The 13723-nt window shown below is 60.3% G+C and carries 10 protein-coding genes; 9 read left to right on the top strand and 1 reads right to left on the bottom strand.

What is annotated here, in order from left to right; genetic code table 11:
• The first annotated feature begins 237 nt into the window (after window positions 1-237).
• The 8 genes from edd (at window position 238) to WFJ47_RS08450 (ending at window position 10447) form a co-directional block, all read left to right on the top strand.
• Window positions 238-2226 carry a phosphogluconate dehydratase gene (gene edd, locus WFJ47_RS08415; RefSeq protein WP_336762261.1) on the top strand — a complete coding sequence of 663 codons (1989 nt, stop codon included), beginning with the start codon at window positions 238-240 and terminating at the stop codon, window positions 2224-2226.
• Window positions 2111-2722 (top strand): bifunctional 4-hydroxy-2-oxoglutarate aldolase/2-dehydro-3-deoxy-phosphogluconate aldolase, encoded by a 612-nt coding sequence (gene eda, locus WFJ47_RS08420; protein ID WP_336762431.1) that lies wholly within the window; start codon window positions 2111-2113, stop codon window positions 2720-2722. The genes edd and eda overlap by 116 nt, the downstream gene beginning before the upstream one ends.
• A gap of 156 nt (window positions 2723-2878) precedes the next feature.
• On the top strand, window positions 2879-4438 hold the full coding sequence (locus WFJ47_RS08425) for an MFS transporter (protein ID WP_336762263.1): 1560 nt from the start codon (window positions 2879-2881) through the stop codon (window positions 4436-4438).
• A gap of 3 nt (window positions 4439-4441) precedes the next feature.
• On the top strand, window positions 4442-5536 hold the full coding sequence (locus WFJ47_RS08430) for an HlyD family secretion protein (protein ID WP_336762264.1): 1095 nt from the start codon (window positions 4442-4444) through the stop codon (window positions 5534-5536).
• Entirely contained in the window at window positions 5533-7002 is a 1470-nt protein-coding gene (locus WFJ47_RS08435; RefSeq protein WP_336762265.1) for an efflux transporter outer membrane subunit, read from the top strand. The genes WFJ47_RS08430 and WFJ47_RS08435 overlap by 4 nt, the downstream gene beginning before the upstream one ends.
• 339 nt (window positions 7003-7341) lie before the next feature.
• Window positions 7342-7875, top strand: coding sequence for a metal-dependent hydrolase (locus WFJ47_RS08440; RefSeq protein ID WP_336762267.1), 534 nt, complete (start codon window positions 7342-7344; stop codon window positions 7873-7875).
• A 179-nt stretch (window positions 7876-8054) separates the two neighbouring features.
• Window positions 8055-9635 carry a bifunctional phosphoribosylaminoimidazolecarboxamide formyltransferase/IMP cyclohydrolase gene (purH, locus tag WFJ47_RS08445; protein WP_336762269.1) on the top strand — a complete coding sequence of 527 codons (1581 nt, stop codon included), beginning with the start codon at window positions 8055-8057 and terminating at the stop codon, window positions 9633-9635.
• Window positions 9636-9691: 56 nt separating this feature from the next.
• Window positions 9692-10447, top strand: coding sequence for a hypothetical protein (locus tag WFJ47_RS08450; protein WP_336762270.1), 756 nt, complete (start codon window positions 9692-9694; stop codon window positions 10445-10447).
• 81 nt (window positions 10448-10528) lie between these two features.
• Here WFJ47_RS08450 and WFJ47_RS08455 read toward each other — a convergent pair whose 3' ends face one another.
• The gene (locus WFJ47_RS08455; protein WP_336762272.1) at window positions 10529-11785 is read right to left on the bottom strand and encodes an AGE family epimerase/isomerase; all 1257 of its coding nucleotides are present in this window, start codon (window positions 11783-11785) and stop codon (window positions 10529-10531) included.
• A gap of 217 nt (window positions 11786-12002) precedes the next feature.
• On the opposite strand from WFJ47_RS08455, the gene WFJ47_RS08460 reads away from it, so the two are divergent.
• Window positions 12003-13490 (top strand): glycosyltransferase family 2 protein, encoded by a 1488-nt coding sequence (locus tag WFJ47_RS08460; protein WP_336762274.1) that lies wholly within the window; start codon window positions 12003-12005, stop codon window positions 13488-13490.
• Window positions 13491-13723: the final 233 nt, after the last annotated feature.

Here is a 13723-nt window from a genome sequence, read left to right on the forward strand (position 1 = left end):
AACGTGATCGAGGGTTTCAATCTCGTAATGTGACGTCACCCGATGTAATTGTGACAATTTGATTGCGATGTGTTCCCGATGCAACAGCCAGTTTCTTGCGCAGCGATATAAAAATTTAAAAAAAAGCCATTGAGGAAAATTTTATTACTCTTGCGCTCTTGACCCATAGATCACGGAAACTTTACAAGGGCGCAGCTCGCGAAAACGCGAGCACCAAACATCCGTCAGTGAGCTGCCATGTCCGTTCATCCCGTCGTTGCTTCCGTCACAGAGCGCATCATCGAGCGTTCCGCCGTGTCGCGGCGCCGTTATCTCGCATTGATGGAGCTCAACCGGCAGAAAGGTATCTCGCGTCCGCGCATGGCCTGCGGCAATCTGGCTCATGCGATGGCCGCCTCGGGCGAGGACAAGGCGCAGCTCATGCGCGGGGGCGGCGTCAACCTGGGCGTGATCACAAGCTATAACGACATGCTCTCGGCGCATCAGCCGTATGCGCGATACCCCGATCAGATGAAGCTGTTCGCGCGTGAGATGGGGGCAACCCTGCAGGTGGCTGGCGGCGTGCCCGCCATGTGCGATGGCGTGACCCAGGGGCAGGAGGGTATGGAGCTCTCGCTGCTCTCGCGGGATAATATCGCGATGGGAACGGCTATCGGGCTGAGCCACGGCATGTTCGAGGGCGTGGCTCTGCTGGGTATCTGCGACAAGATCGTGCCCGGGCTGCTCATGGGTGCGCTGCGTTTTGGCCATTTGCCAGCGCTTCTGGTTCCAGCGGGTCCCATGACATCGGGTCTGCCGAACAAGGAAAAGCAGCGCGTCCGACAGCTTTATGCAGAGGGCAAGGTCGATTCCAGCGCATTGATGGAAGCCGAGGCCGCATCCTATCACAGCGCGGGAACCTGCACGTTCTATGGCACGGCCAACACAAACCAGATGATGGTCGAGCTTATGGGGCTGATGCTTCCGGACTCCGCGTTCTGGAATCCGAATAGCCGTATCCGCCAGGCACTCAACCGCCGAGCGGTGCATCGCCTGATCGAGATCTCCAGGCCAGGTGAGGACCACCGCCCGCTCTCGCGCCTGGTCGATGAAAAGGCCATCGTGAACGCAGCAGTCGGATTACTCGCAACGGGTGGTTCGACCAATCACGCGATTCACCTGCCAGCCATTGCACGCGCTGCAGGCATCTGTATCGACTGGAGCGATCTCGATACGCTGTCATCGGCAGTGCCGCTGCTGACACGCGCCTACCCTAATGGCTCCGCTGATGTGAATGCCATGCAGGAGGCGGGAGGGCTGCCCACGCTCATTGCCGCGCTCTGCGAGGCCGGTATGCTGCATCAGGATATCCTGACCGTGTCCAGGGGCGGTTTCAGTGATTACGCCTGTCGCGCGCGGCTCGAGGGGGAGGCACTGCTCTACAGCGCTGCGCGCGCCTCGGCGGATCGCAGCGTGTTGCGTGACACGAAGGAGCCGTTCCGCAAGGATGGCGGCATGCGTCTTGTCCAGGGCTCGCTGGGCCGTGGCATCTACAAGACGAGTGCGGTCGATGAGGACCGTCAGACTATCGAAGCGCCCGCTGCTGTGTTCCAGACCCAGGAGGACGTCATCACGGCCTTCAAGGCGGGGAAGCTCAATCGCGATGTGATCGTGGTCGTGCGCTTCCAGGGCCCCGATGCCAATGGCATGCCCGAGCTGCATCGTCTCACTCCGACACTGGCGGTGCTCCAGGACAAAGGCTATCGCGTGGCCCTTCTGACCGACGGGCGCATGTCAGGCGCAAGCGGCAAGGTGCCTGCGGCCATCCATATCTGCCCGGAAGCACATTCGGGCGGCCCGATCGCGCGCATTCAGGATGGCGACATGCTGCGCATCTGCGCGCGTCGTGGTGAGATTGAAGCGCTTGTCGATCCTGCGATATGGGAGCGTCGCCAGCCCGCAATGCAGCCTTTGCCCGGCATGGGCACGGGGCGTGAGATGTTCGCGCTCATGCGGAGCCGGTCGGATAGTGCGGAAAAGGGCGGATCGGCCATGCTCGCCGCCATGGAAGACGTGATGGATCGTCACGGCGTGGAACTCGATAAGGATTTTGGTGATGCTCGACACGACAATGCTGGACGCCGTGATGACGAAATGTCCGGTCATTCCGGTTCTGGTCATTCCCGACCTGTCTCTGGCGCGTCCGATCGCGCAGGCGCTGGTCGCGGGCGGGTTGACCACGCTTGAAGTAACGCTCCGTACGGAATGCGCGCTCGACGCTATTCGCGAAATGGCGAAGGTCGAAGGAGCGCATGTTGGAGCCGGAACCGTCCTCAATGGTGATGACCTTGCGCGGGCCGTCGATGCAGGGTCGCAGTTTATCGTCAGCCCCGGCCTTACGCCGGAAGTGGCGGCTGCGGCGCAGCGACATGACGTGCCCTTGCTGCCCGGCGTTGCGAATGCGGGCGATATCATGCGTGGGCTCGATCTCGGTCTGAGTCGCTTCAAGTTCTTCCCGGCCATGGCCAATGGCGGTCTTCCGGCCCTGAAGGCGCTCGCTTCGGTTTTCGGGAAAGTCAGGTTTTGCCCGACGGGGGGTATCAGCGAGGCCAATGCCCCCGAGTGGCTGGCAGAATCCGCCGTTTCCTGTGTTGGCGGGTCCTGGCTGACTGCCGGGACGTTTGATGCGGCGGCTGTCGAGCAGCGCGCGCGTGCGGCGTCCAGAATGGGCAAGCGCGACTGACAACAGGGCAGGGGCCGATCGCGATTGGTTCCTGCCCTATTTTTTATTTTAGATTTTATGTTCGCATCGATTGCCAAGGGTAATGGTTTCGCCCGATAGACGATCAATGCTGTGCAGTATCCCCCTGTTTCGTGTCTGTGGTCTGATGCTGCGTCCATGACGAAGCAGGGGCGCTCCTATTTTGGGTTGGCGGGCGTGATCGTGCTCGCGATGACGACCGAATTGAACGAGCAGGTCTCTTCACAGTCGCTCCCCGATATTCTGGGCGGACTCGGCCTGAGCCACGATCCCGGAACCTGGTTCAACAGCCTTTATCTTTCCGCCGAAGTCATGGGCATGGCGCTCGCACCATGGATGGCTCTGACGTTCGGCGTCCGGCGGTTTTCCATCATTGTCGCGATTGTTGCCAGCCTCTCGGCGGCCTGTATCCCGTTCAACCATCATCTCTCCCTTCTCTACGGTCTGCGGATCATCGAGGGGCTGGCAGGCGGGTTTGCGGTGCCGCTCCTTCTGCTCGTCGCGCTGCGCGTGCTGGCTCCGCCTGTGCGCCTTTACGGGCTCGCCGCCTATTCGCTCACCGCCACGTTTTTTCCGAATTTGAGCACGGCTCTGGCCGGGCTCTGGACCGATCTGGTCGATTGGCGCTTCGTTTTCTGGCAGGCGATACCGTTTGGCAGTCTCGCCATATCGCTGCTGTGGTACGGTGTACCGCCAGAAGATATGAAACTCGCCCGCATCCGTCACTTTGACTGGAAAGGCGCGCTGCTGATCCTGTTCGGCTTCGGCGCGCTCTCCACGATGCTCCAGCAGGGTGACCGGTTCGACTGGTTCAATTCCCCGGCCATCTGCGTGATGGCGCTGATAGCGGGTATCTGCCTGCCGCTTCTCGTCATCAATGAGTGGGACCAGCACACGCCTCTGTTCCGGTTCCAGTTGCTGGGCAGACGCAATTTCGCCTATGGGGCCTCGACGCTCCTGATTTTTCTGGTTGTATCATTGGCGTCATCCACCCTGCCTGCCACCTTCCTGCAGGAGGTGGCGGGATACCGCCCGGAGCAGATCTATCCGGTCACGCTCGAGATCGCCTGTATCCAGCTCATCATGCTTCCACTCATGGCTGTCGTGCTCAACAGTCGCAGTGTCGATAGTCGCGTGGTCAGTCTGCTTGGCATGTGCCTGATCTGTATGGCCTGCATCGGCGACAGCTTCCTGACCGTAGGCTGGAACCGCAACGAGTTCTACCTCTGGCAGATCTTCATGGGAGCGGGTGAGGCGATGATCGTCATGCCGCTGCTGATGATGTCGACCAACACGCTGGTTCCCGCCGAAGGGCCATTCGCTGCGGCGATGGTCAATACCCCCCGCGCGGTTTCGCAGGCGATCGGGGTCTGGATGCTCCAATTGATCCACCGCTGGCGGGGCGGACTTCACTCGGACCGTATAACGGATCGTATCGGAATAGACCGGTTTCGCACCTTTCAGGCCAATGCGATCCCCCTGCAGCGTCCGGCTCCCTTGCTGCCTGATGGGACCCCACGCAGTCCAGACGCTCTCGCAACGTTCAAATATCAGGTTGCACATCAGACAACTGTGCTGGAACTATCGGACGCCTATCTGATCATAGCCGGAATCACCGTGTTTCTCATGGCCTGGGTTACCCTGCTTCCCCAGCGCACCTATCCGCCCCGCCTCATGTTCCTGAAGAAAAAAACCTGACCCATGGCCTCAGACGATCAGAAAAGCAGCCCGGCCAAATGGCCCTTTGTTGTCACAGGCCTCATCATTCTGGGCTTTTGTGCCATCATCCTCGCGATCATCTTCGTCCCCAACCGAAAGGTCTGGACGAATGATGCCTATGTGACGGCGCATTATGCCACGATTGCGCCACGTGTGCCGGGTCAGGTGATCGATGTCCTGGTCGATGACAATCAGAGCGTCCGGGCGGGGCAGGTGCTCGTGCGGCTCGATCCACGCGATTACGAGACGACACTTGAGAAAAATCGGGCCCAGCTTGGGCATGATGAGGCGCTTGTGCTGGACACCGAGGCCGCTGTTGACCGTCAGCCGAGCATGATCGAGGAGAGCAAGGCCGAAGCTGCGCGCATCGAGGCGCAGCTTGTCTACGCGCGGCAGAATGCGCGGCGTTATCAGAATCTTGCCCAGACAGGGGCGGGCTCCACGCAGGAGCATCAGCTGACCGATGCGTCAATGCGCGAAATGGAGGCGAATCTGCGTAGCATGAAGGCGCGCGTCGCCGCAGCGGAAGCGGATATTCCCATCCTCAAGGCGCGCCACGAAGCCTCGATGCGCAAGCTGATCATCGATCGGGCGATTGTGCATCAGGACGAACTCAATCTCTCCTATACCGAGATCCGCGCGCCTTTCGATGGAATGGTGGGTGAAAAGACGGTTCAGGCGGGTAATTACGTCGCCCCTGGCGCGGCCATGATGGCCCTCGTGCCGATGAACCAGCTCTGGGTCATGGCCAATTACCGGGAGCTTGCGTTGCGTCACATGCGCCCGGGCCAGCATGCGCGCATCCATGTGGACGCTTACGACATGGATCTCGACGGTATCGTCGACAGCATCCCACCGGCATCAGGTGCGGCCTTTGCGCCGATTGCCCCCGAGAATGCGACCGGTAATTTTACGAAGATCGTGCAGCGTCTGCCTGTGAAGATCATCGTGACGCCTAATCAACCCTTGGCGAAATTGTTGCGCATGGGATTTTCGGTCGAAACGACGGTCGATACCGGCCTTGAGAACGTGGTGGACGAACAGCGCCACAGCCAGACCGGGATCACGGCGCGATGAGTTCTCCTGCGCGCCTGCTTATGCTGCTCGGGGCGAGTACGCTCCTGTCGGCGTGTACGTTGGGGCCTGATTTCAAACGCCCTGAGGTCATCTCTCCGGCGCGCTACGGCGAGGAACCTCAGGATCTGGCGGGCCGGACCTATGGAGGGCCGGTGGATATTGCCTGGTGGAAGCGATTCAACGATCCTGAGCTGAACCGGCTTATCGATCGTCTGGCGGTTCAGAACATCGATCTGCAACGCGGTATGCAGCGTATCGCGGAAGCCCGCTCGCAGACTCGTATCGCAGCTGCCCAGGGTTTGCCGAGCCTCAATTGGGCAGGCTCCTATACGCGGACGCATCAGAGTGAGACCGGATTTATCTCTTTGGTGCAACCGCGAAACGGCGCGCCCAACGAGTATGATTTTTTCCAGAACACACTCGGGGCCTCCTGGGATCTCGATCTGTTCGGGCAGATCAGGCGGTCGGTTGAGGCGCAGCACGCGTCGCAGGAGGCCGCTATCGAGGCACGCCATGGCTTGGCCCTGAGCACGCTGGCAACCCTGGTAGACAGCTACATGCAGCTGAGAGGCGTACAGGACCAGATCGCCATCACGCAGCGGCATATGGCCGTTGCCGAACACGATGTGGCACTGGTTGAGTCGCGTTTTGGCAACGGCGCGGCGACGACGCTCGATCTGGCGCAGGCGCGTACGGAACAGGCGGGTACGGCGGCGGCATTGCCCGTTCTGCGCAATTCTGAGTCTGCCCTCATCAACGCCATCGGGATGTTGCTGGATGAGCCGCCCCGGAGCCTTGCCGTCGAGCTGGCTGCGCATGATGGCACGATGCCGGGGGTAATTCCGTCCGCTCCGGTGGGATTGCCCTCCGCACTGGCGCGCCGTCGCCCCGATATCCGGGAGGCTGAAGCCAAGCTCCATATGGCGACCGCCGGAGTAGGCGTTGCGATCGCGGCGTTCTATCCCGATATCACCCTGACAGGGCAGATGGGCACGCAGACCCTGTCAGCGGCGAATTTCTTTTCGCTTCCTTCGCGTCAGTTTGCGACGGGTCCGACATTATCGGTTCCTCTTTTCGAAGGGGGACGTCTGCGCGGTACGCTGGCCTTGCGCAAGGCTGAACAGAAGGATGCGGCGCTCGCTTTTCACCAGACCGTCACCACGGCCTGGAACGAAGTCGATAATGCGCTCACTGCTTACGCCCAGTCCCAGAAGCGCCTCGAGCAGACGCGGGTCGCCTGGGAAGAAAGTCGCAAGGCAGTCGGTATTGCACGGGAACAGTACCGCGAGGGTGCCGTGGACTTCCTCCAGGTTGATAACGCTGAGAGCGCCGCATTGGCGGCAGAGGCAACCTATTCGGCTAATCGTATCCAGATCGCGACGGCGTTCGTCTCTCTCTACCGCGCCTTGGGTGGAGGCTGGGAGTATCCTGCACTGATGGAACATAATGCTTCAAAATCAGGATGATGCGGCAGATATTTTATCTTGATGTCAAGATGCACTGGAGCGACTGACCTTAGGCGTTTGCTCACAGATTGTATGAGATTCTTGGCGTAGTATACTGTCTTTGCAGTATTTTATATGCGTTATGAGCGAATGTACCGTTCCGGTATCGAAGACCGTACCCTGCCCGGAGACGAGATGGGCGGCGAAGCCAATCGGTAGCCGAACGAGGCTTCGTTTGAGGATTTTCCGCTCCACCTTCTGGTGCATCGAATATCGCGCTCGGACTGGTTACAGAGATGAAGACTATCGAATAGAATCATAGAGATGGACGAGAGAGTTCATGTGGTGCCATAAGGCAGCATGATTGGACGTTCCCATCTTGTTCTTGGTATCGCTTGCGGGCTGACCGCGGCAGCCGCAGGCTGGCTCCCGCTCTCATGGCCGGTAATGATTGCGACCGGTCTCGGCAGTCTGGCCCCCGATCTGGACACAGAGAGATCGATGCTCGGCTGCCGTATGGTGTGGCTGTCGCGGCCGCTGTCCCGCATGGTGGGGCACCGTACGGTAACCCATAGTCTCGCAGTACCCTTGGCGGCGGGCTGGGCACTCGAACATTCTCTCGGACCGGCGGGGCTTCAATCTGCCTGGGGTGGGTTCCTGATCGGCTATTTCAGCCATATTCTTGCGGACATGATGACAGGGGGATGCTGGGCGCTTTATCCGCTCTCTCGCAACAGACTGTCCCTCTGGCCTCACGCCAAGACCGGCAGTTTCAGGGAGTATGTGCTGCTCGTTGCCTGCCTCTTCTGCCTTGGCTGGATAAGTTATCGTTGCCTGCTTCATGACTGGCCGCCTGGAATGTTAAAATTCAGCCACATGCCTTTGATTGCCTAATCGGATGCAGGGGAATAAGAGCAGCAGCAAAATTCCGCTGTTGTGCGTTCGTGGCTGGCATCCCGGGCTACGATATCCGGGATCTCAGGTGCGGTCTCGGGTGCCGGTCCATGATGGGCAATGGCGGAGCCTCCGTCGCTGAATACCAGCGCTGAATGCCGGTTACCTTGGAGCCTCACATGACCTCTGCCGACCGCCTGCCCATTCGCAGGGCGCTTCTCTCCGTTTCCGACAAGACCGGGCTGATCGACCTCGGTCGCGCCCTGACGGCGCAGAATGTGCAGCTGCTCTCGACGGGCGGCTCTGCCAGGGCGCTCCGCGATGCGGGGCTGGCGGTTACGGATGTTTCGGATCATACGGGTTTTCCGGAAATTCTCGACGGACGCGTGAAGACCCTCGTCCCTCAGATCCATGGGGGGATTCTCGGGCGTCGCGATCTGGCCTCCCATCGTGAGCAGATGGAAGCCCATCAGATCGCCCCGATCGACCTGGTTTGCGTCAATCTCTACCCGTTTGCCGCGACGGTGGCCTCGGGAGCGGGTCCTGAGGACTGTATCGAGAACATTGATATCGGTGGGCCGGCCATGATCCGCGCTGCCGCCAAGAATCATGATCACGTCGTGATCCTGACCGAACCCGCGCAGTATCCCGCATTGATGGAGGCGCTCGAAAAGGGGGGCTCGACGCTGCAGGAGCGCACGGTATGGGCCGGCGCGGCCTACGCGCATACGGCATCCTATGACTCGATGATCGCGACCTGGTTCGCGAAGCAGCGCGGAGACATGCTGCCTGAGACCATGACGCTCACGGGTTCGCGTCGCGAGTTGCTGCGCTACGGCGAGAATCCTCATCAGGACGCTGCATTCTACGCCACGTCCGACAAGCGTTATGGACTGGCCACCGCAACCCAGATTCAGGGCAAGGCGCTCAGCTATAACAACCTGAACGACACGGACGCCGCCTTCGAGGCAGTTGCCGAATTCGACAAGCCGAGCGTCGTGATCGTCAAGCATGCCAACCCTTGCGGGGTTGCCAGCGCCGAAACTCTCGAGGCCGCCTGGAAAGCTGCGCTCAGATGCGATCCGGTTTCCGCATTTGGCGGGATCGTTGCGCTCAATCGCCCCCTTGATGAAGCCACTGCCGAACTCATCTCCACCATCTTCACCGAAGTGATCGTTGCGCCGGACGCCACGGACGGCGCAAAGGCAGCTCTCAGCCGCAAGAAGAACCTGCGTCTGTTGCTTACAGGCGGTCTGCCTTCGGCCACTGAAGCAGGCATGACGTTCAAATCGGTCGCAGGCGGTTTCCTGGCCCAGAGCCGGGATGCGGGGCAGGTGCAGGAGGCGGATCTCCGTGTTGTGACCAAGCGCGCGCCGAGCGAAGCCGAAATGGTCGATCTGCTCTTCGCGTTCCGTGTCGCCAAGCACGTGAAGTCCAATGCTGTGATCTATGCCAAGCACCGCGCGACCGTCGGTATCGGTGCTGGTCAGATGTCTCGCGTTGATTCTGCCCGTATCGCGGCTCGCAAGAGCCTCGATGCCGCTGAGGCGGCTGGTGAGAGCGTGGCGCTCACCCAAGGTTCTGTGGCGGCTTCAGACGCATTCTTTCCGTTTGCTGATGGGCTCGAGAGTGTCATCGCCGCTGGCGCCGTCGCGGTTATCCAGCCGGGTGGCTCCATTCGTGATCAGGAAGTGATCGACGCCGCCGATGCCGCCGGTATCGCGATGGTGTTCACTGGGATGCGGCATTTCCGCCATTAAGTGCCGTGCCCGGTGACCGCCGGGCTGATATCGAATCTGATGAGGGAGTTTACGCCATGCGCATGATGTCCAGAGGCTCGGGTCAGTCCTCTCGCCGTATGGCGACAGCGCTTTTCGCCCTGTGTATCTGGCATTCCGGCGCGGCCCTCGCCGCAGGTCCTATTGAGGCGACTCAGGTCGTGAGGAGCGCCTCACCTGGGCAAGGCGCCTCGCAATGCGTGTTCGACCTTCGGGGGATGCAGCGATACTCCGGGAAGGTCGAACGTCTGCTCCCTGGCACACAGGGTGACGCGGTCGGGGCGATCCTGACCGATGGGACCGAGATTGAAATGCCTCCGGGCCTCGCCGCGCAGGATCATCATCTGCGCGCCGGTTCCAGCCTGACCGTGAGGGGGCTGATCGCTCCTGCCCTGCACCTGATCCGGGCTTTTGCTTTGAGCGACAGGCAGGATCTTTGTGCAGCCCCCATGCCGGAGCTGGTTACCTCGGCCCCTCCCGCGAGCGCGCAAGGGCGAATCGCGCGTCTGCTCCATGATGGTGACGGGGCGCTGAACGGAGCACTGCTCGATAGTGGAACGGTGCTGCGTGTACCCGCCTCGGGTGCACGGACACGATACCTGCAACCAGGAGCGCCAATCTACGCCGAGGGCTATGGGTATCAGACCGCTTACGGAAAGCTGGTTGTGGCCCGACGCCTTGGTCCGGATCGGCTTCAGGCCATCCATGTCTCTGACGAGCCGCTCATCCCTCGCGGCGCGCCGCCCGGGTCTGTGGGCTATGATCAGATCCAGGCTCCGGGTGGCACGGAATAGGGAACGTGATTTTTGCGGCGTGACGTGACCGGCGCAGCCGTGTGAGAAGTGCCCTCGTCCGGAGAACAAGAGCCTTTACTGTCAGACGATATCTGATTCCCGCAGGGCGAGGGTCAGGCAGGGCGATAATGGCAGGATCGGTGCCACTGTGGCCTGAAATGCATGGTATAGATCCGCCTTGTTCGCGTATACGGCGCCGGAAACGTACCCGTCTGCATCGACCTCGTTACGCCAGCCGCCCTGGTCATGGTCGATCAACGTGTCGGCGATATAGTCCCAGACCTTGCGGTACCAAATTTCGTAAGCCGGGCTGCCGGTGCGCTTGAGCAGGTTGACCGCAGCTGTGACGGTTTCCGCCTGCACCCAATGCGCGCGGTTGGTGACGTGAGGGCGGTGGTCCCAGTCGATCGTATAGATCATCCCCGGCTTTCCGTCCGGTCCCCAGCCGAAGCGCAACGCCGAATCGAGCAGTGCCCGCGCGTCATGAAGCATCCACCCGGGGGCGGTGCCGGTGCGGCGAAGAAGCGCTGCCTCGACCTTGAGTGTCAGATGCGCCCATTCCGAGAAATGGCCAGGCGTCATGCCATACGGGCGCAAAGGGTCCGTCGGCTTGTCCTTGTTGTACTCGCGAAGAAGGGTCCACTGGCGGTCGAAATGCTCGGGCATGCAGAAATCGTTATTGCCCGCGATTTCATGCACGAAACGGTGGACGATGAGATGCGCGCGATCGAGCCATTTATCATCTCCCGTGATATCGGCGAGGGCCAGGCAGGCTTCGGTGGAATGCATGTTTGCGTTGGCGCCGCGATAATCTTCCTCATCGCTCCAGTCAGCAGCGAAACTCTCGCGCATGACACCTTCTTCTTCCGACCAGTAGCGCCCCTCGAGTACGTCGGTCGCTAGAGAGAGGAGTCTTTCACCGCCCTCCACGCCGAGAAGCGTGGCCGAGGAGCCGGCAAGAGCTACGAAGGCATGCAGATAGGCCTGCTTGCGCGCTTCAGGATTGGCCGGGCTGGCATACCAGCCGCCATGCTCCTTGTCATGCAGCGGGCCGAGAAGGGCCGCCACGCCATGGCGGACCATGGGCAGGCATCCCGGGATACCCTGTAGCGCGGCCATGGCGAACGCGTGCACCATACGCGCCGTGAGAATACCATCCGGAACGCTGTCCGCAGGAAGCTTGCCGTCGCGACCCAGGGCTCCGAACCCTCCTTCCATGCGTGAGGCTGAGGCAAAACGCAGTAGCCGGCGCCCCTCGGCGGCGAGCCAGTGACGATGCGCGGCTCGGCGCACCCAACTCGTTTCTGGAAGCAGCATGGGAGAAAGCAGATCGGTCATCGAGGCAATCCTGTACCGTGAGCGTTTCGATGAACACGCGACCGGGGAGGGATGGTTGCCGTTTGACAAAGCACTTATCGTGATCGGCCCGTGAAAACGGTTATTTGCCGTGACATGTCACAAGAATTCACTGTTGTCGTGGCGGGAGGGGATTTATTATCGCGTTCTGTCTGATAGACGCGCTGAACTCGTTCCGAGCAGGATGAACATAAGAGCCATGCCCCCGTTTTCGCCCAAGAAAAAACAATCCCAGGACCTCGCGAGTTTTGGCAAGATTCCTCTTGCCGTCGCCCATAACAAGGGAATTTGGCCTCAGGCGCGCTATCAGCACGTGCTGGTGGCATGCGCGCGCTGGGAATCCGATTCCATCGCCGAATGGCTGAGCTATCATCGGTCGATCGGGTTCGATCACGTCTATCTCTACTGTAATGACGATGATCCCTCGGCGCTTTACGAGGCCGTGCTGCCGTTCATGATGGAGGGGCAGCCTTTCGTTACCTTCCATCATTATCGTTACACGGGCGAACAACTGCAGATGTATCGTCATTTCCTGCGTCATCACGTGCATGAGACGAAATGGCTCATGTTCCTCGACGTGGACGAATATGTCTGTCTGCCGGGCAGCAATGACATTCGTCAGGTCAGCGCACGCTTCGGCGGCGATCACGACGCAATCTATCTGAACTGGTGTGGCTACGGGCATTCCGGCCACGCCACCCGCCCGACCGATGGTGTGCTGCGCAATTACACGATGCGCGAGAGTGGAGCTTCTCCTTTCACCAAGATCCTGGCCAAGGCGGGGGCTGTTTCATATCGGCTTTCCTATGAGAACCAGCACGTCGCGATTCATCACGATCTGTTCGGACTGGGCGCTCCCTTGCGGGCCTGCAACATGCTCGGTGAGTCGATGGAGGGCTATTACGAGAATTTCCCCGAGAAAGCCTGGTCCTTCTTGAACGCTGAAAACCGCCGTGCCCGACTGGTAGAGGCCGGTTACATCGCGCATTTCAACATTCGCTCGGAAGAGGATTTCGATCGTCGGAACAGGCGCGGCTGTCTGGGCGATTTCGGAGCGCAAAAGCATTGGGGTGACAAGACCGCAGAGGAACGTGCGGCGTATCACGCCCATACCAACGAAGTTTCCGACAGCTACCTTAAGGACTATTGGGAATCCCTGATCGGCAAAGCACGCGCGGGCATCATCATCCCGTTGGCCGACTGGCCGTTACTGTCTCGCGGGAAGCGCGCGACGCAGAGTTCCACGCTTCACGAGGGCTCGCGTGACGAGGATGCTTGCCGCGCTGTCTCGGGGCGTCTCATGGGACGGCCTCAACATCACACGGCCCTCGAGGACAATCCCTGGTGGATGGTCGATCTGGGAGAGCTCTGCCATATCCATGAGATCATGATCTTCAATCGCCTCGATGGCGTGCTGGAGCGCTTGTCTTCCTTCCGGGTTGAGGTTTCTCACGATCGTTTCTTCTGGAGCACGATCATCGATCGTCAGGGCGGCCCGGTATTTGGCGGTCTCGATGGTACGCCTTTCATCTGGCGTGATGAGGCGGGTGTGCTCGGTCGCTTCGTCAGGGTGACGATCCCCGGTACCGGAGTCTATCTGCAGACCGATCAGATCGAGATCTTCGGGCGGCCATTCTCGATCGAGGAGTTCGAGGCACAGATCAAGGCGCTGCGGGAAGCTGTCTGAATTTGAGTCGCACAGCCTCCCGTCTTTTCGGATTGCAGAGAAATTGACTGCATGAGGGTGAGGCGGGAGACGCTCTGTTATTCGCAGGCGTGGTCGCGCGTGCGAATTCGCAGTAAGCCGCTCTTGGCAATCAAAAAAAATCTCCCATCTTGAAGTTATGACACTGCGAGGATCGCCTTGATGGGGTTCTCGCTGTCGCAACTGGCCGCCTTCACGGGGCATAGGAGCATTGC

Origin of the sequence: Asaia sp. VD9, from assembly GCF_037150015.1 — a bacterium.
Lineage (GTDB): Bacteria > Pseudomonadota > Alphaproteobacteria > Acetobacterales > Acetobacteraceae > Asaia.

Bases quoted from the DNA above. Each gene is read 5' to 3' on its own strand.
- edd (WP_336762261.1), top strand. From the start codon at position 238: ATGTCCGTTCATCCCGTCGTTGCTTCCGTCACAGAGCGCATCATCGAG.
- eda (WP_336762431.1), top strand. From the start codon at position 2,111: ATGCTGGACGCCGTGATGACGAAATGTCCGGTCATTCCGGTTCTGGTC.
- WFJ47_RS08425 (WP_336762263.1), top strand. From the start codon at position 2,879: ATGACGAAGCAGGGGCGCTCCTATTTTGGGTTGGCGGGCGTGATCGTG.
- WFJ47_RS08430 (WP_336762264.1), top strand. From the start codon at position 4,442: ATGGCCTCAGACGATCAGAAAAGCAGCCCGGCCAAATGGCCCTTTGTT.
- WFJ47_RS08435 (WP_336762265.1), top strand. From the start codon at position 5,533: ATGAGTTCTCCTGCGCGCCTGCTTATGCTGCTCGGGGCGAGTACGCTC.
- WFJ47_RS08440 (WP_336762267.1), top strand. From the start codon at position 7,342: ATGATTGGACGTTCCCATCTTGTTCTTGGTATCGCTTGCGGGCTGACC.
- purH (WP_336762269.1), top strand. From the start codon at position 8,055: ATGACCTCTGCCGACCGCCTGCCCATTCGCAGGGCGCTTCTCTCCGTT.
- WFJ47_RS08450 (WP_336762270.1), top strand. From the start codon at position 9,692: ATGCGCATGATGTCCAGAGGCTCGGGTCAGTCCTCTCGCCGTATGGCG.
- WFJ47_RS08455 (WP_336762272.1), bottom strand. From the start codon at position 11,785: ATGACCGATCTGCTTTCTCCCATGCTGCTTCCAGAAACGAGTTGGGTG.
- WFJ47_RS08460 (WP_336762274.1), top strand. From the start codon at position 12,003: ATGCCCCCGTTTTCGCCCAAGAAAAAACAATCCCAGGACCTCGCGAGT.